Genomic DNA, 21,529 nt, shown 5'->3' on the forward strand with positions numbered 1-21,529 from the left:
GGCGGCTTTCTTCGTATCTATGACCCACTGCCTCGTGCTGAACTCAGTCTCATGATGATCTCGCCTCCCATCTTTCGTCAGTACAGGGGACAATGGAAAGGCAGGCTCGCAGATTGCCGAGGCCGAAAGGTGCGCCGCCGATGCCGATCCGACGACACGACAGATCCCTCCTCCACAAGGAGCCACCATGCACGGGTCCGCACCACCTCGCGGCACAGATCGGAGACCGTGCTGCTGGCTCCGCTCAAAAACGTGCCGCTGTCGCGATGACACTCATGCTGGCTCTGAGTGGCTGCGGCTCCGATCAGGGCGATACGCCCCACGCAGATTCCCCCTCAGGAAGCTCAGCGGCTCCCGCCTCGCAGAACGGCAACGGGGCCGATGAGGATAGCCGGCCCGATGTCGAATCGGAGGTGGTGGCGCAGAATCTGGAGGCCCCATGGTCGATTGCCTTCTATGAGGAAACGGCTCTGGTCAGTGAACGGGATTCCGCTCGCATCCTCGAAATCGACTCTCAGCGCCCCGCAGACATCCGGGAGGTCGCCACGGTTGCAGGCGTCTCCGCCTCGGGTGAGGGTGGTCTCTTGGGACTGAGCGTCCGCGGCGACAGTCTCTATGCCTACTTCACTGCCGAATCGGACAACCGAATCCAGCGCTTTCCGATCACGCGCGGTTCTGATGGGCTCGAACTCGGCTCGCCGAAGACGATTGTCGACGGCATCGCCAAGGCCGGATTCCACAACGGTGGGCGCCTGGCTTTCGGCCCGGACGGGATGCTCTATGCAACGGTCGGCGACGCCGGCGACCAGAGTGCCGCACAGGATCGTGAGTCGCTCTCGGGTTCGATCCTGCGAATGAAGCCCGATGGCAGTGTGCCCGAGGACAACCCCTTCGACGATTCCCTCGTCTATTCCTATGGCCACCGCAATGCGCAGGGATTGGCCTGGGACGAGGACGGCACCATGTATGCCAGCGAGTTCGGCCAGGACGCCTGGGACGAGCTCAACATCATCGAGGCCGGCGGCAACTACGGCTGGCCGGAGGTCGAAGGGATCTCAGAGGGCGGCGCCGAAGACAATGATTTCATCGATCCGGTTCAGCAGTGGAGCCCTGACCAGGCCAGCCCGAGTGGAATCGCCATCAGCCACGACACAATTCTCATCGCGAACCTTCGCGGGCAGGTCCTGCGGACCGTGCCATCAGCGGATGTCGCCAAGGCCGATGTTTCCTACTCCGGTGATTTCGGTCGCCTGCGTGATGTGGTGACGACACCGAGTGGCGAGGTATGGATCCTGACGAACAACACGGACGGGCGCGGCGATCCGGCCGACGGCGACGACCGGATCCTCCGCATTCCCTCCGACCTCAGTACTGGAAGTCGATGACCTGCCGCACAACAGTTCCGTCCGCCAGAGCGTCGAAGGCTTCATTGAGGTCATCGAGGCCGATGGTGTCCGACACCAGCTCCTCGACCGGCAGTTTGCCCTGACGCCACAGATCGGCGTAGACGGGAATATCACGGCTGGGCACCGCCGAGCCCAGGTACGAACCGATGACGGTGCGTGCCTCGGCTGTGAGAGTGACCGGGGTGATGTGTGACTGCGCGTCCGGGGCAGGCAAGCCCACCGTGATGGTCTTCCCGCCCACCGCGGTCGCAGAGAACGCGGTTTCGAAGGCCCGCGGATGGCCGACGCATTCGATGACGATCGGCGCCCGTCGCTGGCCCAGCTGCTCGGGAGTGTAGACCTCGGCCGCGCCCAGTTCCTGTGCCCGGACCAATTTGTCCGGATTCGCATCGACGCCGATGACGCCGGCAGTCTCAATGGACAGGGCCGTGATCAGGGCAGCCATCCCGACCCCGCCCAGCCCGACGATCATGACCTCGTCCTCAGGCCCCGGAACTCCCGCGTTGAGAACCGCTCCCCCGCCTGTGAGGACCGCGCAGCCGAGCACTGCCGCGATCGATGCGGGAACGTCGGAGGCAACCGGGACGACGGAGGCGCGATTGAGCACAGCGTGGGAGGCGAACACCGACGCACCGAGGTGGTGGAGCACTTCGGCACCCGAATCATCGTGAAGGCGGACCTTATGTCCGTCGAACGGCAATGTTCCCGCGCCGTTCGTGGCACTGCCCGGAGTGCACGGGAGTTTGCCGTCCGTGAGACAGTTCGCGCATTCGCCGCACCGCGGCAGGAACACGGTGACGACCTGATCGCCGATCTCCAGGTCATCGACACCTGCACCGAGCTGTTCGACGACTCCTGCGCCTTCGTGTCCGAGGAGCATCGGCAGTGGCCGCGGCCGATTGCCGTCGACGACTGAGAGATCGGAATGGCAGACACCGGCCGCGCTGAGTCGGATGAGAATCTCACCGGGACCGGGCCCGTCGAGGTCGAGGTCCTCGATCGACATCGGCCGAGTCTGAGCGTAAGGGCGCTGGGCACCCATGTCCCGAAGCACGGCTCCACGGATCTTCACAGCGTGTCCCCCGCGATCACAGACCGGCCTTGCCTGTGGCCTCGTACTCGTCCATGATCCGAATCCGACGCTCGTGCCGCTCTTCGCCGGAGAAGGGCTCCGAGAGGAAGGCATCGACGATGGCGATCGACTCAGCCTCTGTGTGCTGCCTGGCGCCCACCGACACGATCTGGGCGTTGTTGTGCTCGCGCGCGAGTTTGGCGGTGTCGGTGTTCCAGGCCAGGGCGGTCCGGGCTCCCTTGACCTTGTTCGCAGCGATCTGCTCTCCGTTGCCGGACCCGCCGATGACGACGCCGAGGGCCTCAACTCCCGCTGCCTGATCATCGACGACAGCCTGTGCCGCGGCGATGCAGAACGCGGGATAGTCATCGAGTGCGTCGTATTCGAGCGCGCCGTGGTCGATGACCTCGTACCCCGAATCGCCGAGGTGGGCCTTGAGAACCTCTTTGAATTCGAATCCTGCGTGGTCGGTGCCGAGATGAACCTTCATATGATCACTCCTTCGAAGTGTCCGGGGCCAGATGCCCGGGAAAGACTGTGCGTGTGGTGATGTGTGCTTCGGGACGTGTGTGAGTCGAGGTCACAGCCTCAGTCGAAGATCGGACCCTGATTGCGCGTGCGCTTGAGCTCGAAGAAGCCAGGAGTCGAGGCAACAGCGAGAACTCCGTCGAAGAGTCGACCTGCATCCTCGCCCTTCGGCGCCGGGGTGACGACCGGTCCGAAGAAGGCCGTTCCTGCCACACGGCAAATGGGCGTGCCCACATCGTCACCGACGAGCGCCAGTGCCTCATCATGAGATTCCTGGAGAGCAGCGTCATAATCGTCGCGTTCGCCGTACTTCATCAGGTCAGCGGGCAGACCGACCTCATCCAGCGCCTCGGCGACCGCCTTGTCGAAGTCCTTCTCGCCGCCTGGGTGAATGCGGGTTCCGATCGCCGTGTAGAGAGGCTCGGTGATCTCCTCGCCGTGTTCGGCAATTGCAGCGGTGACGGTGCGCATGGGTGCCAGAGCACGATCCATCAGCTCCCGGTAGTCGGCAGGGATGTCCTTGTCGCGGTTGAGGATGTTCAGGCTCATGACATGGAACTTCACGTCGATGTCGCGGACCTTGGCGACCTCCAGGCCCCAGCGCGACGTCATCCATGCCCACGGGCAGGCCGTGTCGAACCACAGGTCAAGTGTCTCTCTGCTCAATTTCACTCCTCATTAGGGTGGGCGCGGGATCCGGCGAAACTCCCGCGATGTCCGAGGCCAATTTATCAAGCCTTGGCACCGATGAGGAATGCGTCCATGAAAGAATGGCGAAGTACACCCGGACCCGAAGCGGAGGTCACCTCAAAGTGCCCCAATACAACCTCACCCGCGAGGAAGCTCGCAGACGTTCATCCCTAGTCGACGTCTCGAGCTACGAGAACACCCTGATTCTCACAGGAGAGGGCGACAGCTTCCGAGTTCGCTCCCGCATCCGCTTCACCGCAACGCCGGAGTCCACGACATTCATCGATGCCATCACCGCCAGCGTCGAACGCATCCGGCTCAACGGACTCGATCTCGAGACCTCCGAGGTCGTCTCGGCCTCCCGGATCACTCTGCCGGGCCTCGCCGATGAGAATGAGCTCGTCATCGATGCCCACTTCTACTACATGAACACCGGTGAGGGCCTGCACCGCTTCGTCGATCCCATCGACGATGAGGTCTACCTCTACTCACAGTTCGAGGTTCCCGACGCCAGACGCGTCTTCCCTGTGTTCGAACAGCCCGATCTCAAGGCTTCGTTCTCCTTCACTGTTGTGGCGCCTGCGCGCTGGACGGTCGTGTCGAACTCCCCCACTCCGACTCCCGGTGATCCCAGCGAAGTCTTCACCGAACTCGACGAAGCGCCGGTTGAGGACACCGCAGTGTGGCAGTTCGCCCCGACGACTCCGATCTCCTCCTACATCACTGCGATCGTGGCCGGCCCATACCGCAGCGTGCATTCCGAGCTCATCTCCTCCGATGGCTCTCCTGTCCCCCTTGGCCTGTACTGCCGCGAGTCTCTCTTCGACCATCTCGATGCCGAGAACCTGTTCAACATCACACGAGCCGGATTCGAGTTCTACGAACGTGAGTTCGGGGTGTCTTACCCGTTCGAGAAGTACGATCAGCTATTCGTCCCCGAGTTCAACGCCGGTGCGATGGAGAACGCCGGCGCCGTGACCATTCTGGAGAACTACGTCTTCCGCTCCCGGCCCACCGAGGCTCTTGTCGAGCGCCGCACCGTGACCGTGCTCCATGAACTGGCGCACATGTGGTTCGGCGATCTGGTCACCATGAAATGGTGGAACGACCTGTGGCTCAACGAGTCCTTCGCGGAGTTCATGTCGACTCTGGCCACCGCCGAGGCCACCGAATATACGGAGGCATGGACCACGTTCGCCACGATTGAGAAGTCGTGGGCCTACCGCCAGGATCAGCTCCCGAGCACACACCCGATCGTCGCCAGCATCGAAGACCTTGCAGATGTCGAGGTCAACTTCGACGGCATCACCTACGCCAAGGGCGCCTCGGTGCTCAAACAGTTGGTCGCGTGGGTCGGTCGGGAAGAGTTCTTCTCCGGCCTCAAGCGCTATTTCGACAAGCACGCGTGGTCGAACACGGAACTGCCCGACCTCCTCGACGAGCTCGAGGCGACCAGCGGACGGGACCTCGCCACCTGGTCGAAGCTGTGGCTCGAGGAATCCGGTGTCAACCTCATCGAAGCCGAGGTCGACACCGAGTCCGACAACGGCGCCGAGGTGGTGACGAAGCTGCGTGTGACCCAGAAGCCTTGGATCATCGAAGGACAGCCGGCTCCGTCGTTGCGTCCGCATCGCCTGGCCATCGGGTTCCACTCCGACGATGGGAATGGCCGACTGGTCCGCACCCACAGCTTCCCGATCGACATCGATGCGGACTCGACCACCGTCGACGAGGCTCGCGGCCTGACCAAGCCCGACGTCATCATCGTCAATGACGAGGACCTGACCTATGCGAAGGTCCGCTTCGATCGCGAGAGTATGGACGTCGCGGCCGAGCGACTCGGGGACTTCGACGACTCGCTGACGCAGCTGCTGATCCTCGGGACCCTCTGGGACACGGTTCGCGACGGACAGCGTCCGGCCCAGGACTACATCACCACGGTCCTGGACAACTGTGCGGCCGTGACACATTCCTCGGGACTGCTCTCACAGTTGCGTCAACTCGAAACCGCTGTCGGGGCCTACCTGTCCCCGGAGGCGCGGGCAGAGGCTCACACGTCCATCGCCGACCGGTTCGCGCAACTCCTCGACATGGTGCCCGCAGGCACAGACCAGTCGTTCCAATTCGTCCGCGGCTTCATCAAACATGCCTCATCTCAGGCCCAGATCTCCCAGCTGCAGTCCTGGTTGGACGCGACCGGGGACACAGTCCGCGGGATCACCATTGACACCGATCTCACTTGGGAGATCATCATCGCACTCGCGGCACACGATGCGATCGATGACTCCGCAATCACGGCCATGACCAATACGGACCCTTCGGCCACCGGGGCGCGTCAGGCTGCGACCGCTCGCAGCGCACGCCCCACCTCGGCGGCGAAGTCGAAGGCATTCATCCGCATCCTCGACGAGGCTGACCTCCCGAACTCGGAACTCGCGGCTCTGGCGCTGGGATTCGCCTCCGGTCTGCAGACGGAGACCGGTGAGATCCTCGTCTCAGAGGAACCACTGCGAGACTTCTCCACCGAGTACTTCCAGCGGGTCTCCGGATGGTGGGAGACGAGGACCCTGGAGATGGCGCAGACCATGACGCTGCGGCTGTTCCCCCCGGTCAGCGAGCACACCGTCAAAGCTACCCGGGAGTGGCTGGATGATCACCCCGCGGCTCCTAAAGGTCTGGTTCGCCTGATGCGTGAGAATCTTGCCGATGCCCAGCGAGCTCTGAGCGCTCAGGAAGTGTCCAGCAGTTCCAAGGGCGCATTGACCTTCGGCCGTTAGGCTCGTGGCATCATGACTTTCGATGCACTGAAGACTGACCTCGTGACCGCACCCAAGATCGATTGGGATTTTCTCCTCGACGCTCCGCTGCGGATCATCATCATCATCATCGGCGCCTTTGTGCTGAACATGGTGATGCGGCTGTTCATCCGGCGTTTCTCCACTGCAGTAGCCAGGGGCACCGTCGGCAGTGAGAAAACGGAAGGCAAGTTCTCGTCGTCGGTCGCCGAATCCCAGCGGACCGGCATCGAGCCGACCGTGATCCGTGAACGCCGCGCGCAGCGGGCGAAGACCGTGGGTCGGATGCTCTCATCCGTGGCGACGATCATCATCAGCGTCATCGCGATCCTCATGGTCCTTGACCAGCTGAACTTCAACATTGCGCCGATTCTGGCCTCGGCCGGCATTGTCGGTGTGGCATTGGCCTTCGGCGCTCAGGAGCTCGTCAAGGACTATCTGTCCGGGTTCTTCATGGTCATCGAGGACCAATACGGCATCGGCGATACCGTGGACCTGGGCGAAGCCGTCGGCGAGGTCGAGGACTTCGGTCTCCGCAAGACAGCTGTACGTGATCTCACGGGAACCCTGTGGCATGTGCGCAACGGTGAGATCATGCGAGTCGGCAACCTGTCGCAGGGGTGGGCGCGTGCAGTGCTCGAGATCCCCGTCAACTACTCCACGTCCATGGACACCTACCGTGAGATCACTGAAACAGTCACCGCTGAAATGGCCAAGGACACGCAGGTTGCCTCCGCAATGCTCGAACTCCCCGAGATCGCCGGCGTACAGTCTCTCTCTGCCGAATACAGAGTGATCAGAACGATGATCAAAACGAAGCCCAATCTGCAGTGGATGGTCGAACGTGCCTTCCGGGCGGAACTCACGAATGAGTTCGACAGGCGCGGAATCACCGTCCCGATCATTCAGGAGACCGTCCTCAGGACGCTTCCGCGGTCGACGGAATCGTCTGAGAGCACCACCGAGGGTCAAGCCGATGCCGATGACCAGGCTCGGGCCAACCATATGACACAGCGAACCAAGAATTACGGGCCCTCGCCGCTGCCCAGTGATGACGAGATTCGGTCGACGACGGATGAAGCCGGAACCGACACCTCAGACGGAGAGAGCTGAACATGACCCGGACATCGAACGAGACCATCTTTGACGCTGTCGGCGGCCATCCCACCTTCACCCGCCTCGTCGATGTCTTCTACGATCATGTGGACCGAGACGAGGTGCTCATCGCGATGTACCCGGAGGGACACGACCTCACCGGCGCCAAACACCGGCTGCAGATGTTCTTGGAGCAGTACTTCGGCGGTCCCACGACCTACCAGGAAGAACGGGGACACCCGCGGCTGCGGATGCGCCATTTCCCCTTCGCCGTCGACTTCGACGCTCGTGACCGCTGGCTGGCGTCCATGCGGGCAGCGCTCGATGATGTGGCGCTGCCGCCGCTCTACGACGAGATCTTCTGGGACTATTTCCAACGGGCGGCTACGGCCATGGTCAACACGAACAGCAATCCGGTCTGAGAGCTCGGCCCTGCCTGCAGGAGCAGCGCCGAGCTGTCACCGCTGAGGCGTCATCTGGCCCGGGTGAGCAGATGCCCGCCCGGAGTCGAGATACGCAGCCACCCGGAGGTCGCAAAGACTTCGTATTCCTCGGTTGTCTCCCCCGCCGAGGCGGTATCGGCCTCCGGTATGAACCGCAGCGCACTCGCGGCGAATGCAAGCCCCCCGGGCAGCTCTGTGCCTCCTACCCCTGTCATCGGCTTCGACCACACACGCGAACGCAGTGCCTTCACCGCGTGTGAGCCGGCACCCTCGGGAGCACCGTCGCTGATCTCCGCGACTCCCGCCTCGGCGGTCGAACGGAGGACATCGCCGGCGATTCTGTCACGGGCCGCCCACTGCCCCTTCGGGGGCGCTATGCCGGTCCAGGACACCAGCACCGAGTTCGGCGGGACTGGCAGACGGGTGGCGTTCTCCTCTCTGGCGAAGCGATCCCTGAGGTTGGCCAAGGGCACGACCTCATCGAGACCGTCCATTTCCGGTCCGTTCAGGCGCAGCATGCGCATAGCCAGCACCAGGGGTGTGGAGTCGCCGATCCCATGCGGGTACAGGGGTGCGATGGTCACGACGAGCACGGTCGACGATACGTGCAGACGCATGGCTCCCTCGGGGTCCAGCCGATGCGCCAGCGAAGTGAATGCGGCCAGGTCCTTCATCGCCAGCGGATCGGCGATCTCCAGTTCCGTCACCGGCGACTCCGCATCGGAACGGCCGGTCGAATGACATCTGACATAGCTGCTGTCTCCTCCTGGCTCAGGCGCCGTGGTCGAGAGTTCGTTCTGTCCACAAAGACGATGACCGTCTCCGCCAGCGTATAGGCGACCGATCCATCGGGTTCGGCGATGACGTAACCGATGGTCACAGACGCCGGCTTGACCTCGCTGATGACCAGATCAATGGCAATGGGTCCCGCGCGATAGGGAATCGGTCGGCGATATTCGATCGCGTGGGAGGCGACGAGCAGCTCGGTGGTGTTCGAAGCCTCGGCGAAGATCGCCGGAATTGTGATCCCCGATACCGTGCCTGAGATTCCCAGCTGACCTGGAGTTGTGGGCGCATCGGTGCTGTGCGTCGGTGACCCCAACGCTCGGACACGTGCCTCTTCGAGCAGGCGCAGCTGAGTGACGTTGTTGACGTGGCCGTAGGCATCCATGTCACCCCATCTCAGCTCCAGCAGTACTCGTGTGAATTCGTTCAGATGGGGGTTTGTGGTGCCAGTGTGCATAAGACCCATCATGCCACTTTCACTGCGGCGGTGAGGGCCGCGATAGGATCGTGAGCACAAGGACGAGAATCATTGCCGCAGGCTGGAGGCCCATATGAGCGATATAGAACCCACGACTGCGAAGGCGAACGTCGACACACTGCGCAAAGTGCTCGAACTCGACAGCCTGAGTTCCGCCTCGGCGACTCGAGAGAGCGACTACTTCGTCGGACAGAACCAGTACAAGCCGGATGGGCGTGTCTTCGGCGGTCAGGTGGTGGCACAATCCGTAGTCGCAGCTGCCTCGACCCTGCCGGATGATCGCCTCATCCATTCACTTCACGGCTATTTCCTTCGTGCCGGGGATGTCAGCGAACCGATCGAGTTCGGTGTCGAACGACTCCGTGACGGGCGATCGTTCTCCGCTCGGCGTGTCCACGCCTATCAGAAGGATGTGCCTATCCTGTCCTTGATCGCCTCTTTCCAAGTCGAGCAGGAGGGCCTTGAACACGCTGAGACCATGCCATCGGGTCTGCCCGGTCCACTGGAGTGCCCGGAGCTGCGAGACATTCTCGCAGGACAGGACACACCACAGGTCACTGAATGGCTGAATAAGCGACCCTTCGAGATCCGTCCGGTCGAAGCGTCCCTGTATCTCACCTCCACCGATGACCGCCAGCGCGAACGGCAGCACGTTTGGTTCCGCGCCAGCTCGCCCTTCGGCGATGATCCGGTGCTCAATGCTGCTGCACTGGCCTATGCCAGCGACTTCAACCTGCTCGAACCGGTTCTGCGCCGTCAGGGACTGAGTTGGACGAGTCCGGGGCTCCGGGTGGCCAGCCTCGACCACGCGATGTGGTGGCATCGTCGGGTCCGGGTCGATGAGTGGATGCTCTATGTTCAGGAGTCTCCTGCCGCCCAGGGAGGCCGCGGTCTCGGCTACGGGCGGATCTTCGCCCAGACGGGCGAGCTGCTGGCAACAGTGGCGCAGGAGGGCATGGTCCGCATCAAGGCACCTCAGTGAACCACGACACCGCGATGATCGAGATCCTCGGGCGGATCCTCTCACGTCTGGTCAATGTCGCGCTCTTCATCGTCATCACGATTCTGGCGCTGGTGTTCCTCCGCGAGGCGATGGACATGAACCTGGCGCTGATTGCGCTCTTATCAGTCGTCATCGGAATCGTCGGCACCATCGCCGTGAGATATCTGTTCAAGCTTCTGCTGCGCCTCGGCAAGCTGTTCTCCCGATAGTAAGCTGCCAGAGCGCTGACTGATCTCAACACGCAGAACTCCTGGCAACAGAAGATGCCCCGGTCGTCGACCGGGGCATCATCTGCAGGCAATCAGCTCTGTGCGCCGCGCTGATAGCGTGCAGCGCTCAGAACTCAATCAGTCAGTCGCGGGTGAGGCGACGGTGCGTCACGCGATGAGGGCGAGCCGCGTCCTCACCGAGTCGTTCGACCTTGTTCTTCTCGTAGGACTCGAAGTTCCCTTCGAACCAGTACCAGTCCGCAGGGTTGTCTTCTGTACCCTCCCAGGCAAGGATGTGCGTGGCCACACGGTCGAGGAACCAACGATCGTGAGAGACCACCACGGCGCAACCGGGGAACTCCAGGAGTGCATTCTCCAAAGAACCCAGCGTTTCCACGTCGAGGTCGTTAGTCGGCTCATCGAGCAGCAGCAGGTTTCCGCCCTGTTTGAGGGTCAGCGCCAAGTTGAGGCGGTTGCGCTCACCACCGGAGAGCACGCCAGCCTTCTTCTGCTGGTCCGGTCCCTTGAACCCGAATGCGGAGACGTATGCCCGCGAAGGCATCTCCACGTTGCCCACCTGAATGAAATCGAGTCCGTCGGAAACGACTTCCCACAGGTTCTTGTCGGGGTCGATTCCACCACGGGACTGGTCAACGTAGGAGGTCTTGACGCTGTCGCCGATCTTGAGGTCTCCCCCGTCGAGCTCTTCGAGTCCGACGATGGTCTTGAACAGAGTCGTCTTGCCGACGCCGTTGGGGCCGATGACACCGACGATTCCGTTACGCGGCAGTGAGAAGCTCAGCCCGTCGATGAGAAGACGATCGTCGTAGCCCTTCTGCAGGCTGTCGGCCTCGATGACGATATCGCCGAGGCGAGGACCGGCAGGGATCTGAATCTCTTCGAAATCCAGCTTCTTGGTCTTCTCAGCCTCTGCTGCCATCTCCTCGTAGCGTGCCAGACGGGCCTTGGACTTCGTCTGCTTGGCCTTCGGGTTGGACCGGACCCAGTCCAGTTCGTCCTTGAGGCGCCTCGACAGCTTCGCGTCCTTCTTGCCCTGGACCTGCAGACGTTCCTGCTTCTTCTCCAGGTAGGTCGAGTAGTTGCCCTCGTAGGGGTAGAGGTGTCCGCGGTCGATCTCAGCGATCCATTCGGCCACGTGGTCGAGGAAGTACCTATCGTGAGTAATTGCGATGACAGCGCCGGGGTAGGTCCGCAGGTGCTGTTCCAACCACAGCACAGATTCCGCGTCCAGGTGGTTTGTGGGCTCATCGAGCAGGAGCAGATCAGGCTTTTCCAGCAGCAGTTTGCACAACGCCACACGGCGGCGTTCACCACCTGAGAGCACACTGACGTCAGCGTCCGGCGGTGGGCAGCGCAGGGCATCCATCGCCTGCTCGAGCTGAGAGTCGAGGTCCCAGGCATCCGCAGCGTCGATTGCTTCCTGCAGCTTGCCCATCTCTTCCATCAGGGCATCGAAGTCAGCATCGGGACTGGCCATCTCCTCAGAGATCGCGTTGAAGCGGTCAAGCTTTGCCTTGATCTCGCCGACGCCTTCCTCGACGTTGCCGAGAACAGTCTTGTCCTCGTTCAGTGGTGGCTCCTGCAGCAGGATACCCACTGTGAAGCCGGGGCTGAGCCGAGCCTCACCATTGGACGGCTGTTCGAGTCCGGCCATGATCTTGAGAATCGTTGACTTACCGGCACCGTTCGGACCGACCATGCCGATCTTCGCACCGGGGTAGAAGGACATCGACACGTCATCCAGAATGACTTTGTCGCCGTGCGCTTTACGCGCCTTATGAAGGGTGTAAATGAATTCGGCCATAATAACCTCAGGTTATCGGTTCAGCACGCACAAGTGCCAATTGAGTCACTCCTCGAAACCCTTGGATCAACCGCCGCCCAGTGACGGTGCTTCACCCGAAGATGAGCCCTCGGAGGAGCCGCCTTCCGACGATGCCCCTTCGGACGAGGAGCCATCGGACGAGGTTCCTTCGGAGGATGTGCCCTCAGAAGAACCTTCGGATGAAGAGCCGTCTGATGATGTGCCCTGCGACGACGTGCCCTCCGACCCTTCGTCTGGCGCTGGACTCTCTGAGGCGCCGTCCTTGCCGTTGATGTCCTCACCAGGCATATGCCCGGCACCATTGGAGTCGCCGTCCTTTTCGCGCTTGTCGCCTTCAGGTGCCTTCACACCCTTCGGACGTTCGACCTCGCCGAACAGACACGACCCAGTCGATTCTGTGGGAGGCATCAGCTCTGCAGTCGCCTTTCCCATCCGAATCTCTCCGATGACGCAGCCTTTGTCGGTTTTGACGCCGAACATCTTCGAGGGAACGTCATTGCCCAACGGCGAATCGTCGATTGTGGCTTCGAGCTGCTCTGCATCGTAGCCTGCATCGATCATGGTCGTGAAGAATTTCTTCGTCGACGGAACCTTATCCTCACTGCCGGTCAGAGGCTTGAGAGCCTTGACGACCTTGTCGACCTCCGCAACCGGTTTCGCCGGAGTGCGGGCGGGCGTCGGATCAGAATTGTCACCACCGATGCCCAGCAGCGAACAGCCCGACAGAGCTAAGGTCAGAGCTCCGAGACTCAGGAGGGGAACGAGACGCATCAACAACCTCAGCAGGAGGGAACGATTAACAGTCTCACTTTAACCGATTGCTCGCACTATCGCGGTCAGATCCGACGTGTTCCAGCACCGACCAGTTCACGTGACCCCTGCGAAGACGGTGATGCGGTTCTGTTCCGCCTCGCTCAGAACGGCGCTGCTGCGCTCACCGTGTCACGAGCGATGGCATCATCAAGGTCTCCGGAATCTCCTCCGGCAGCATCGGCGGTCACATCATCTCCTGCACCTTCCGAGTCGCCTTCTCCCTCGTTCCCAACACCGAGACTCGACGCTTCGGAGGCATCGGGCCCCACGTCGCCTGCACCCGCCCCGCCGAGGCTGCCCCAAACTGAGTCGCTGCCTGACGATTCCTGCGCCTGGCCATCGTGTTGCCGGTTCACACTGCCGACCTTCTGATAATTGGCGGTTCCATAGCGAAGATCGGGGCCGATGTGCTCGGCCACTACAGTCGGAGAGATTCCACGCTTCTCCGCTGTCGACCATTCGCGGATCTTCAGGGTCCCCTGCACCACCACGGACATTCCCTGATGCAGGCTCATCGAAGCGTTGCTGGCCAAGGGCCCATAGCAGTCGACGCTGAACCACGAAGTTGTATCGGAGACATATTCCCCGGTCCCCTTGTCGAGACGCCAATGATTGACCGCCAGACGGAAGGAAGCGCAGGCTCTGCCCGAGGGAAGTGTCCGGCTCTGCGGATCAGCAGCCACTGTACCGCTGAGGTTGATCGGAATGATGGACATCGTGTTGCCTCATTTCTTGGGTAGCTTCGTGATCTGCCCTGCCGAAACGCCCATCGGGGACGAAACAGTCTGAACCGGCCGAACACGTCAACCACCATTGAGCGTGCCAGGCAGCCCCGATGTCCAGACATGAAAAATGCCCTGTGGACGGTTGTTGGCCGTCCACAGGGCATTGGCACATGAGTCGTTGCTCATGTGCACAGAAGTGTCAGTGCAGCGTCTCGTAGGCGCGCCGGTGTTCGCCGATCACAGCATTGACGGGCTCCAGATAAGAACTCTGTGCCACGCTCCCAACAGCCTCGCGAAGTTTGCGATCGACGTCGCTGGCCGCCTCGTTCGCGCCCTTGTTCCGCGCGGACTTGGCGATCACAGAAGTCACAACGGATCCGATGATCCCCACGACCAGCAGGCCGATGCTCACAATCCAGCTCCATCCCGGAAGCGCTCCGGGCACTGCGATGGCGAGGATCCCTGTGGCGATGACACCCAGCAGACCGAGAATCGTGGCGATGAAGAAGATGATCTGCAGAAACCTGGCCAAGGACCACCAACCGGGAGTCTGAGGTTTGATATCCACAGCGGTGACGGCGGAGTCCAAGGTATCCGACAGCTCGGCGGTGCTCGCCTTCTCAGCCTCCGCGACTGCGCTCTGCCATGGTCGCGGCATAGTCGACACTGATTCTGCAATGAGCTCATGGGCCATCAGGCGCACCTGAGAGCTTTGAGCTCTGCTGGTCGCGGGCACCGACGCGCGGATGAGTTCATCTCTGCCTTGACCGTGCTTGGCTCCCAATGGATCGGGGGCATTTCTCTGCATCCATGCCAGCACCGGATACCCCGTCTTGCGGTAGGCCCGGCGAATATAGTCATCGTGGACGGTCTGCGCGACTGCCTCGACGCCGGCGGCATCAGACATCGTCTCCACCAGACGCGAAGCTCCCGGGCGTTCATCGGGTGGAAGCACTGGCTCACCGAGTTCGTTCTGCATCCGCTTCGCCATGGCCTGCATATCAGCCAACAGGCGTTCAGAGGCGGCCTGTTTGGAATCGACGGTGTCAGCCAAAATCGACCGGACCTCAGGAACGCCATCTCGTGTCACGGCAGACGTCAAGTGCACCTTGGTGTCGGTGAGCCCGTCCTCGACGAGCAGCTTCTGCAGATGGTCAGCAGCAGCTTTCTGCTCTTCGTCACTGAGTTTGTCGACCTGGTTGAGAACGACGACCATGTTCGCGCTGTTCTCTGCCAGTTTCGTTAGGTATTCGGAGTGCAGCGAGAAGTCAGCATATTTCTGTGGGTCAACGACCCAGAAGACAACGTCAACGAGGCCCACGAGTCGATCAGATTCGACACGATGCTTGACCGCGGTCGAATCGTGGTCAGGCAGATCAAGCAGAATCAGACCATGGAGTTTACGCTGATCGTCACCGTCGAGCGCCGATTCGCGCCAGGTCCGGCTGCGTTCTGGAACATGCAGCCAGTTGAGGATGTCGTTACCGCCTTCGCCCCACACACATGCGGTGGGACGGGAAGTGGTCGGACGGCGAACACCGACCCGGGCGATGTCCAGCCCGGCGACAGCGTTGAATAGTGACGATTTTCCCGAACCAGTGGAACCAGCGAAGGCCACAACGGTGAATTCCTCTCCCAGACCGAGGCGATCCTCGGCGCGGTCGAGCAGGTTCTGCGCGTCTTCGCGAATTTCAGGACTCAGTTTGTCGGTCCCCAGAGACAGAGTGTCTCGGATGCCTTTGGCCCGACGCCTGATCTCGGACTGTGCAGGATCGTTCACAATGCCACCTCAAGTCGATCACCGGAGGCGCGCAGAACGCCCGCTTGCCGCGCCGGTACCGCGGATAGTTGTAATACGTTGTCAAAAGGCACGCGGCAGTCGCCGATGATTCCTGCCGCTGTGGTCAGGAAGCGATCCCTGATCGATCCGATGAGATTCACGGCTTCCTGTTCACCGAAGATCGTGCCGGCGAGACTGAGCGCGACATTCGCGTCATTGCGCGAAGCATGATTGTCCGCATATGTGTACTTAGGGTCCCAGAATGCCGCGTATTCGACGACGGCACAGACTCCGCCGACGCCGAACGACAGAATCCTGGCCTTAGACTTCTTGCCCTGGCCGATGTCTCGCACGAGCGCGTTCACATCGTTGGACCATCCGCTCACGGCAGATTTGACCGATTCCTCAAGGTCGTTCGCACTCTGCCGGAGTTCGGGGTGTGCGTCCAGCAAGGCCGATCCGGCCGGATTGCGCAGCCACTGAGCACTGATCTCGTCAACGACACCGATTGCCTGTTCCCGCAGTGAGATCGCTGCGCTGCGCAGTATCGCAATGTGCAGCGGCGAGGCAGCATCGTGCTTGCCTGTGACCGCAGCGGAGATTCTGTCGCGCATGCGGGCCATCGTGGGTTCCAGTCCGCGAAAGAGCTGTCCCGTCCCTACGAAGTCCTGCCATCTGGCATTGACCTCTCCATGCAGGACGCGACCGTCGGAGAAGATCTCGGCAAGTCCTTCGCTCGCAGCATTGAAGGTCTGGTCAAGGCTGAGCTGCAGGTCGTCGAAAGTCGACTCCTGCGATTCTGCATAGTCGGCCAGAGACTTCACCTGGGCCGGCATTGCGCCGATCGATCCGGTGAGGGTCCGCTGTCGTATGCGCTCCTGAGACTGGGACTCGGAACTCACCTGATTGATCCAGGATCGGATCGGATAGATCGCTGAGTGTGGCAACAGGCCGTCTGCCAGTTCGAGTTCAGCCACCGCGAAGATCGGAGAATTCGCCAGACCTGATTCGGACAGCAGGCTGGAGAGATGGTGCCTGACCTCACGGTTCGCCTCAGGCGGCACCCGGTCGAGCACGATGGCCACAGAGGTGTTGCGAACCGCGGCGTCCCTCAGCAGTGCCCAGGGTGCAGCATCGGCATAGCGGTTGGCTGTGGTCACGAACATCCACAGGTCGGCGCTCATCAGGATTCGTCGGGCCAACTCACGGTTCGACTCGGCAATTGAGTCGATGTCCGGGCAGTCAAGCACAGCGGTTCCGGGTTCGACGTCGTCATTGGGAATGAGTACGACAGATGGGGTCGAGGTCGTGGGGTCCGTGCTGCGGGGCAGGTCGGAGAGGAAAGACTGCGACTCGAAGAATTTGGTGTCCGCGGGGTTGTGGACCACGATCGGGTTGCCCGTAGTTGGTCGGCGCACTCCGGCAGGGCTCACTGTTCGTCCCACCAGAGAATTCACGAGCGTGGATTTGCCCGCGCCAGTCGATCCGCCCACGGCGATCATGAAGGGCGTCTGCGTCCGATTGATCCGCGGCAGCAGGTAATCAGTCAACTCCGAGGAGAGCTGACGGTGCAGTTCGCGACCGTCAGCGAAATCTTCGGTCTGCAAGGTGAAGCGGGTTTCTGAGACTCGCTTCGCGATATCGCTCAGCGCCCCTCCCACTGGTGGCGTCACGGCACTCTTACTGTCTGTCATCACGCATCCACTCTCTACGTTTTCCCAGCTGTGCACCAATTGCCACGCCGTAACGAGAGGTAATTGGTTATTGGTGGGAACACTTGGAGCGTCACTTGGCTTCTCAGTCTGAGAAAAAGTGCCCCCAGAAGTACCCCCGGCGGGGCTCGAACCCGCGACCTACCGCTTAGAAGGCGGTTGCTCTATCCAACTGAGCTACGGAGGCTCAAATATCCTAACCGATGCCCGAACGAGAACAGAAAGCGGCCCTCGTCAGGGTCTCAGAGACTGAACTCTGAGGCACCGACGAGGGCCGCTGTGTCCGGGCAGTTGCTCTCACCCCGCATCAGGGGTGTTCGACGTGCGGATCAGTACTCGCGAGCGACACGCTCCAGTGACTTTCGCACCGTCACGAATGAGACCGCGACCAGTCCGATCAGGGCGAGGATGACGGCCACTCCTTCGATGGCGAAGGCGAAGTCGACGATGACCGGAAAGAAACCGGCAGCCATGAATCCGAGCAGGGCGACCATCGTCAGTGCGGTGGCTGTGGTGAAATACGTGGAACCGTTCATTGTTCATCTCCTTCTTCCTTAAAGAAAGAGTAGACCCGAATGAGACCTGCGTCACTAGGAATTGCCCGAAAGTTTCACCTGTGCCCAACTTACCTGTCGGTACCAATCGACGGTGATGAGCAGACTGATCAGCCGTCGTCACGTGCGTCGATGGCCCTTTCCAAACGCTCGAGCTTGCCATCGATCTCACCGGTGTAGCCCGGACGAATATCGGCCTTCAGCACCAGCGCCACTCGCGGGCCGAACTCACCGACGACGTCAGTGGCCTCTTTGACGACAGCGAAAACCTCATCCCATTCACCTTCGATCGTGGTGAACATCGAATCAGTTCGGTGTGACAACCCGGACCGTCGAACGACTTCGACGGCCGCCGCGACCGCATCGTGGACCGATGCGTCCGTATTGTCACCGCCGCTGGGGGCGACGGAGAATGCGACGAGCATGATGCTCTCCTTTCGTATGTTTGTCAGTTCTGTGCGGGCACGGACACGATGAGCGAGTCACCCTGGCCGCCACCACCGCAGAGGGCGGCGACACCTGTGCCGCCGCCTCGGCGCTGGAGCTCGAGCGCAAGAGTCAATACGATGCGCGCTCCGGAGGCGCCGATAGGGTGGCCCAGTGCAACAGCACCACCATTGACGTTGACCTTCTCGGGATCGATGCCCAGGTCCTTCGAACTGGCAAGCCCGACTGCAGCGAAGGCTTCGTTGATCTCATAGAGGTCGAACGAATCAGCCGCGACCCCTTCCTTCGCGGCAGCGGCCTGAATCGCCTGTGAGGGCTGATGCTGCAGTGACGAGTCGGGACCTGCCGTCCACCCGTGCGAGCGGATCTCGGCGAGAATCGGGGCACCGAGCGCTTCAGCCTTCTCACGAGACATGACGACGACCGCGCATGCACCGTCGGAGATCTGCGAGGCGTTTCCGGCAGTGATCGTGCCGTCTCTGCGGAAGGCCGGTCGCAGCTTAGCCATCGATTCCGGCGTCGTCTCGGCGCGCACGCCCTCATCGGTGGAGACGGTCACGTCACCCTTGCGACCGGAGATGGTGACTGCCTCGACTTCATCGGCGAATGCGCCCGATTCCCAGGCCTGCGCTGCACGCTGATGTGAGCGGGCAGCGAAAGCGTCCTGGTCCTCACGGGAGAACTCGAAGTCACCGGCGTTAGCATCTTCGGTCAGACCACCCATGGCCTGGTCGGTGAAGGCATCCCACAGACCGTCGTAGTCCATATGGTCCTTCACCACGACATCACCGTATTTGTAGCCCGACCGTGACTTCTCCAGCAGGTGGGGAGCCAGGCTCATCGATTCCTGTCCTCCGGCGACGACGACGTCGTACTCCCCTGCCCGCACCAGCTGGGCTGCCTGTGTGATCGCGTTGATGCCGGACAGACACAGCTTGTTCACGGTGACACCGGGCACGTGCATCGGGATGCCGGCTTCGACCGCGGCCTGCCGCGCAGGCCCCTGACCGAGCCCGGCTTGCAGAACCTGCCCCATGATGACGTACTCGACGTCCTCGCCTGTGATCCCTGCGCGACCAAGTGCGCCCGAGATCGCCTTGCCGCCGAGCTGTACAGCACTCAGCGACGACAGACCTCCCTGCAGACGCCCGAACGGAGTACGCGCACCCGCGACGATCACTGCTTCAGCCATATTTCCTCCTCAGATATTCGTACCCCGCTCAAGGCGAGGGAAGTCGATGAAGTGTTGTCTGCTCCAAGGGTAGTCCAGCTGTCTGTGGCCTCGGTCACGGGGGTTATGTCTCATGGCGGCAGGAGACGTCCAGACTTGGGAATTCGCACCCAACACTCATGGTGAGTCCGTTAGAGTAGTGTTTGGACGATTTGACCACATACCTTGACACGACAGGAGTCCACTTCAGTGACGCCCACCGAAGAATTCCGCACAGCGATGCGCGGCTACGAAAAAAGTGAAGTTGATTCTCGCCTGCAGCAGCTGCGAACCGAGGTCGAGTCCGTTCGTAAGGCCCTTTCCGATGCCCGAAGTCAGGTCATCAACGCTGATCGCGCGAAACTTCAGATCGCCGGAGAACTCTCCGAGGCAAAGGCCCAACTGAAGAAGGCGGCCAATGACAGCGCCGAGGCTTCAGGCCCTCCCGGAAGCCGCATCGACCATCTGCTCAAGATCGCTGAATCCCAGGCCCGCGAGACTCTCTCACAGGCAAACTCCGACGCAGAGACGATTCGCAATAAGGCACGAGCCGAAGCCGCTTCGGCTCGTGCCCGCATGCACACGGAGAGCAACGACACTCTGTCCAATGCCCGTTCCGAGGCCGATGCCATCATCAGTTCGGCCGAGCTGCGCGCCGACGAGACTGTGAAAGCTGCCGAAAAGCGTGCTGCAGAACTCAAGTCGACAGCAGAACGCGAATACAACCAGGCCAAAGAGGCAAATGAGGCTGCCACGAAGGAAGCCCGCGAAAGCCTCGAACACGAGCTCGCCGAGCTCAGGGCCACTTCTGAGAAGGAGGCTGCCGATCTGCGGGCGGAAGCCAAGAGCCAGGCAGATGAGTCGATCAGCACTGCGCAGGCGCAAGCCGACGAACTCCTCGCCGCTGCGAAGGCTCGGGACGCGGCATCGACGAAGGCTTCTGACGAACTAGAGGTCGAGTTGGCTGGTAAGCGCCAGGCGGCCGAGGCTGATCGCAAGAAGCGCTACGACGCAGCTCAGATAGAGAATAAGAAACTCATCGACGAAGCTCAGGCGCGTGCGGCAAAGGCAGATGCGGAAGCCAAGGAAGCCGCAGAGAGAGCGGAGACAACCCGCTCGGATGCGGTGAAGAAGGCTGACGACATCATTGCCGACGGCAAGACTCGCGCGCAGACCCTCATCGGTGAAGCCCGGGCAACGGCCGAAGCCACCATTGAGGAGTCCGCGGCCGAAGCCAAGCGCAACGTGGCATCGGCTCAGTCCCAGGTCGACTTGTTGACCAAGCAGCGCAAGACGATCACAGCGCAGCTCGATCAGCTCCGTTCCCTGTTCGCCATGCCCGGCGTGATGGGCGGCGATTCCGTCGACCCTGACAAGGCTGAGTCCGCGTCCCATGCCACCGAGCAGATCGCCGATGAGCAGGAGCTCGCCGACCTTCTGGTGGAGGATCCCGAGGAGACAGACAAGGCTGATGACATCGCTGCTGACGACGCAGATGCCGGCGCAAAGAGCACGGACGGCCCAACCGACACTGCTGCATCGCCGGAATCCACGGACACTGCGGAGACACCGGGTAAGACCGAGCCTACCGAGGCGTCCGAGCCTGAGGGAGCTCAGTCGGAGGCCGAGAAGCCTGCCGAGACGGACGATTCCGATGAAGCCGAGGACTCCGACCTGCCCAATGGAGCCACCGATGCTGACACGATAGCCATCGATGCTCAGGTTTCGGGGTCGCAGAGCAAGAACACCAAGGCGTCGCGGTCCGGGAATTCGCTGCGCTGAGGTCTTCACCATCCCACAGCCCGCACCAATGAGAAGGGGTCAGTTCACAAAGAACTGGCCCCTTCTTCGGATCTCGATTCCTGGCCCGCCTGAGATCGGCCGCCGACTAAGTACCCTCACCTGAATTTCTGAAAGCACCTCGTGTGCCAGTGGCG

Annotated in this window: 20 protein-coding genes and 1 tRNA gene; 7 read left to right on the top strand and 14 right to left on the bottom strand. The window is 61.6% G+C overall.

Going from position 1 to position 21,529, the window contains the following annotated elements:
• Window positions 1–140: 140 nt before the first annotated feature.
• Window positions 141–1,385, top strand: coding sequence for a PQQ-dependent sugar dehydrogenase (locus HX613_RS21255; RefSeq protein WP_235347133.1), 1,245 nt, complete (start codon window positions 141–143; stop codon window positions 1,383–1,385).
• On the opposite strand, the gene HX613_RS21260 is transcribed toward HX613_RS21255, so the two are convergent.
• The 3 genes from HX613_RS21260 to HX613_RS21270 all read right to left on the bottom strand — a co-directional run bounded on the left by HX613_RS21260 (window position 1,366) and on the right by HX613_RS21270 (window position 3,672).
• Window positions 1,366–2,478, bottom strand: a complete 1,113-nt coding sequence (locus tag HX613_RS21260) for an alcohol dehydrogenase catalytic domain-containing protein (protein ID WP_029417351.1) — start codon at window positions 2,476–2,478, stop codon at window positions 1,366–1,368. The genes HX613_RS21255 and HX613_RS21260 overlap by 20 nt on opposite strands.
• Window positions 2,479–2,494: 16 nt before the next feature.
• Window positions 2,495–2,968 carry a ribose-5-phosphate isomerase gene (locus tag HX613_RS21265; protein ID WP_009884076.1) on the bottom strand — a complete coding sequence of 158 codons (474 nt, stop codon included), beginning with the start codon at window positions 2,966–2,968 and terminating at the stop codon, window positions 2,495–2,497.
• A gap of 98 nt (window positions 2,969–3,066) precedes the next feature.
• On the bottom strand, window positions 3,067–3,672 hold the full coding sequence (locus tag HX613_RS21270; RefSeq protein WP_009884075.1) for a mycothiol-dependent nitroreductase Rv2466c family protein: 606 nt from the start codon (window positions 3,670–3,672) through the stop codon (window positions 3,067–3,069).
• Window positions 3,673–3,776: 104 nt separating this feature from the next.
• Between HX613_RS21270 and pepN the strand changes: the two genes are divergently transcribed.
• Genes pepN through HX613_RS21285 form a run of 3 tightly spaced genes read left to right on the top strand, consistent with a single transcriptional unit; the run spans window position 3,777 to window position 8,008 of the window.
• The gene (pepN, locus tag HX613_RS21275) at window positions 3,777–6,473 is read left to right on the top strand and encodes an aminopeptidase N (protein ID WP_235347191.1); all 2,697 of its coding nucleotides are present in this window, start codon (window positions 3,777–3,779) and stop codon (window positions 6,471–6,473) included.
• A gap of 12 nt (window positions 6,474–6,485) precedes the next feature.
• The gene (locus HX613_RS21280; protein WP_235347134.1) at window positions 6,486–7,604 is read left to right on the top strand and encodes a mechanosensitive ion channel family protein; all 1,119 of its coding nucleotides are present in this window, start codon (window positions 6,486–6,488) and stop codon (window positions 7,602–7,604) included.
• Window positions 7,605–7,606: 2 nt separating this feature from the next.
• Entirely contained in the window at window positions 7,607–8,008 is a 402-nt protein-coding gene (locus tag HX613_RS21285) for a globin (protein WP_235347135.1), read from the top strand.
• A 50-nt stretch (window positions 8,009–8,058) separates the two neighbouring features.
• Here the strand turns inward: HX613_RS21285 and HX613_RS21290 are convergent, their stop codons facing one another.
• Together HX613_RS21290 and HX613_RS21295 are read right to left on the bottom strand one after the other, a co-directional pair.
• Window positions 8,059–8,736, bottom strand: coding sequence for a hypothetical protein (locus HX613_RS21290; RefSeq protein ID WP_235347136.1), 678 nt, complete (start codon window positions 8,734–8,736; stop codon window positions 8,059–8,061).
• Window positions 8,733–9,200 carry an acyl-CoA thioesterase gene (locus tag HX613_RS21295; RefSeq protein WP_235347137.1) on the bottom strand — a complete coding sequence of 156 codons (468 nt, stop codon included), beginning with the start codon at window positions 9,198–9,200 and terminating at the stop codon, window positions 8,733–8,735. Before HX613_RS21295 ends, HX613_RS21290 begins: the two co-directional genes overlap by 4 nt.
• A 166-nt stretch (window positions 9,201–9,366) precedes the next feature.
• Between HX613_RS21295 and HX613_RS21300 the strand changes: the two genes are divergently transcribed.
• Window positions 9,367–10,275, top strand: a complete 909-nt coding sequence (locus tag HX613_RS21300) for an acyl-CoA thioesterase (RefSeq protein WP_235347138.1) — start codon at window positions 9,367–9,369, stop codon at window positions 10,273–10,275.
• Window positions 10,272–10,505 (top strand): hypothetical protein, encoded by a 234-nt coding sequence (locus tag HX613_RS21305; RefSeq protein WP_235347139.1) that lies wholly within the window; start codon window positions 10,272–10,274, stop codon window positions 10,503–10,505. Before HX613_RS21300 ends, HX613_RS21305 begins: the two co-directional genes overlap by 4 nt.
• Window positions 10,506–10,647: 142 nt before the next feature.
• On the opposite strand, the gene ettA is transcribed toward HX613_RS21305, so the two are convergent.
• The 9 genes from ettA to HX613_RS21350 form a co-directional block, all read right to left on the bottom strand.
• Complete coding sequence (gene ettA / locus HX613_RS21310; protein ID WP_235347140.1) at window positions 10,648–12,330, bottom strand: energy-dependent translational throttle protein EttA; 1,683 nt, start codon at window positions 12,328–12,330, stop codon at window positions 10,648–10,650.
• 66 nt (window positions 12,331–12,396) lie between these two features.
• Entirely contained in the window at window positions 12,397–13,122 is a 726-nt protein-coding gene (locus HX613_RS21315; RefSeq protein ID WP_235347141.1) for a DUF6993 domain-containing protein, read from the bottom strand.
• 143 nt (window positions 13,123–13,265) lie between these two features.
• Window positions 13,266–13,880, bottom strand: a complete 615-nt coding sequence (locus tag HX613_RS21320; RefSeq protein WP_235347142.1) for a single-stranded DNA-binding protein — start codon at window positions 13,878–13,880, stop codon at window positions 13,266–13,268.
• A gap of 208 nt (window positions 13,881–14,088) precedes the next feature.
• Entirely contained in the window at window positions 14,089–15,669 is a 1,581-nt protein-coding gene (locus HX613_RS21325) for a GTPase (RefSeq protein ID WP_235347143.1), read from the bottom strand.
• Complete coding sequence (locus tag HX613_RS21330) at window positions 15,666–17,363, bottom strand: dynamin family protein (protein WP_235347144.1); 1,698 nt, start codon at window positions 17,361–17,363, stop codon at window positions 15,666–15,668. The genes HX613_RS21325 and HX613_RS21330 overlap by 4 nt, the downstream gene beginning before the upstream one ends.
• Window positions 17,364–17,494: 131 nt before the next feature.
• A tRNA-Arg gene (locus tag HX613_RS21335) sits at window positions 17,495–17,568 on the bottom strand.
• Between the two features lie 142 nt (window positions 17,569–17,710).
• On the bottom strand, window positions 17,711–17,917 hold the full coding sequence (locus tag HX613_RS21340; RefSeq protein ID WP_198395528.1) for a hypothetical protein: 207 nt from the start codon (window positions 17,915–17,917) through the stop codon (window positions 17,711–17,713).
• Window positions 17,918–18,045: 128 nt separating this feature from the next.
• A complete protein-coding gene (locus HX613_RS21345; RefSeq protein ID WP_235347145.1) occupies window positions 18,046–18,360 on the bottom strand; it encodes a thiamine-binding protein in 315 nt (104 codons plus the stop codon).
• A 23-nt stretch (window positions 18,361–18,383) separates the two neighbouring features.
• A complete protein-coding gene (locus HX613_RS21350; RefSeq protein WP_235347146.1) occupies window positions 18,384–19,574 on the bottom strand; it encodes an acetyl-CoA C-acetyltransferase in 1,191 nt (396 codons plus the stop codon).
• A 228-nt stretch (window positions 19,575–19,802) separates the two neighbouring features.
• On the opposite strand from HX613_RS21350, the gene HX613_RS21355 reads away from it, so the two are divergent.
• Entirely contained in the window at window positions 19,803–21,374 is a 1,572-nt protein-coding gene (locus tag HX613_RS21355; protein ID WP_235347147.1) for a cell division protein, read from the top strand.
• Window positions 21,375–21,529: the final 155 nt, after the last annotated feature.

Origin of the sequence: Brevibacterium sp. UCMA 11754 (assembly GCF_021532275.1) — a bacterium.
Classification (GTDB): domain Bacteria; phylum Actinomycetota; class Actinomycetes; order Actinomycetales; family Brevibacteriaceae; genus Brevibacterium.

Bases quoted from the DNA above. Each gene is read 5' to 3' on its own strand.
- HX613_RS21255 (WP_235347133.1), top strand. From the start codon at position 141: ATGCCGATCCGACGACACGACAGATCCCTCCTCCACAAGGAGCCACCA.
- HX613_RS21265 (WP_009884076.1), bottom strand. From the start codon at position 2,968: ATGAAGGTTCATCTCGGCACCGACCACGCAGGATTCGAATTCAAAGAG.
- pepN (WP_235347191.1), top strand. From the start codon at position 3,777: ATGGCGAAGTACACCCGGACCCGAAGCGGAGGTCACCTCAAAGTGCCC.
- HX613_RS21280 (WP_235347134.1), top strand. From the start codon at position 6,486: ATGACTTTCGATGCACTGAAGACTGACCTCGTGACCGCACCCAAGATC.
- HX613_RS21285 (WP_235347135.1), top strand. From the start codon at position 7,607: ATGACCCGGACATCGAACGAGACCATCTTTGACGCTGTCGGCGGCCAT.
- HX613_RS21295 (WP_235347137.1), bottom strand. From the start codon at position 9,200: ATGGATGCCTACGGCCACGTCAACAACGTCACTCAGCTGCGCCTGCTC.
- HX613_RS21300 (WP_235347138.1), top strand. From the start codon at position 9,367: ATGAGCGATATAGAACCCACGACTGCGAAGGCGAACGTCGACACACTG.
- ettA (WP_235347140.1), bottom strand. From the start codon at position 12,330: ATGGCCGAATTCATTTACACCCTTCATAAGGCGCGTAAAGCGCACGGC.
- HX613_RS21315 (WP_235347141.1), bottom strand. From the start codon at position 13,122: ATGCGTCTCGTTCCCCTCCTGAGTCTCGGAGCTCTGACCTTAGCTCTG.
- HX613_RS21320 (WP_235347142.1), bottom strand. From the start codon at position 13,880: ATGTCCATCATTCCGATCAACCTCAGCGGTACAGTGGCTGCTGATCCG.
- HX613_RS21330 (WP_235347144.1), bottom strand. From the start codon at position 17,363: ATGACAGACAGTAAGAGTGCCGTGACGCCACCAGTGGGAGGGGCGCTG.
- HX613_RS21340 (WP_198395528.1), bottom strand. From the start codon at position 17,917: ATGAACGGTTCCACGTATTTCACCACAGCCACCGCACTGACGATGGTC.
- HX613_RS21345 (WP_235347145.1), bottom strand. From the start codon at position 18,360: ATGCTCGTCGCATTCTCCGTCGCCCCCAGCGGCGGTGACAATACGGAC.
- HX613_RS21350 (WP_235347146.1), bottom strand. From the start codon at position 19,574: ATGGCTGAAGCAGTGATCGTCGCGGGTGCGCGTACTCCGTTCGGGCGT.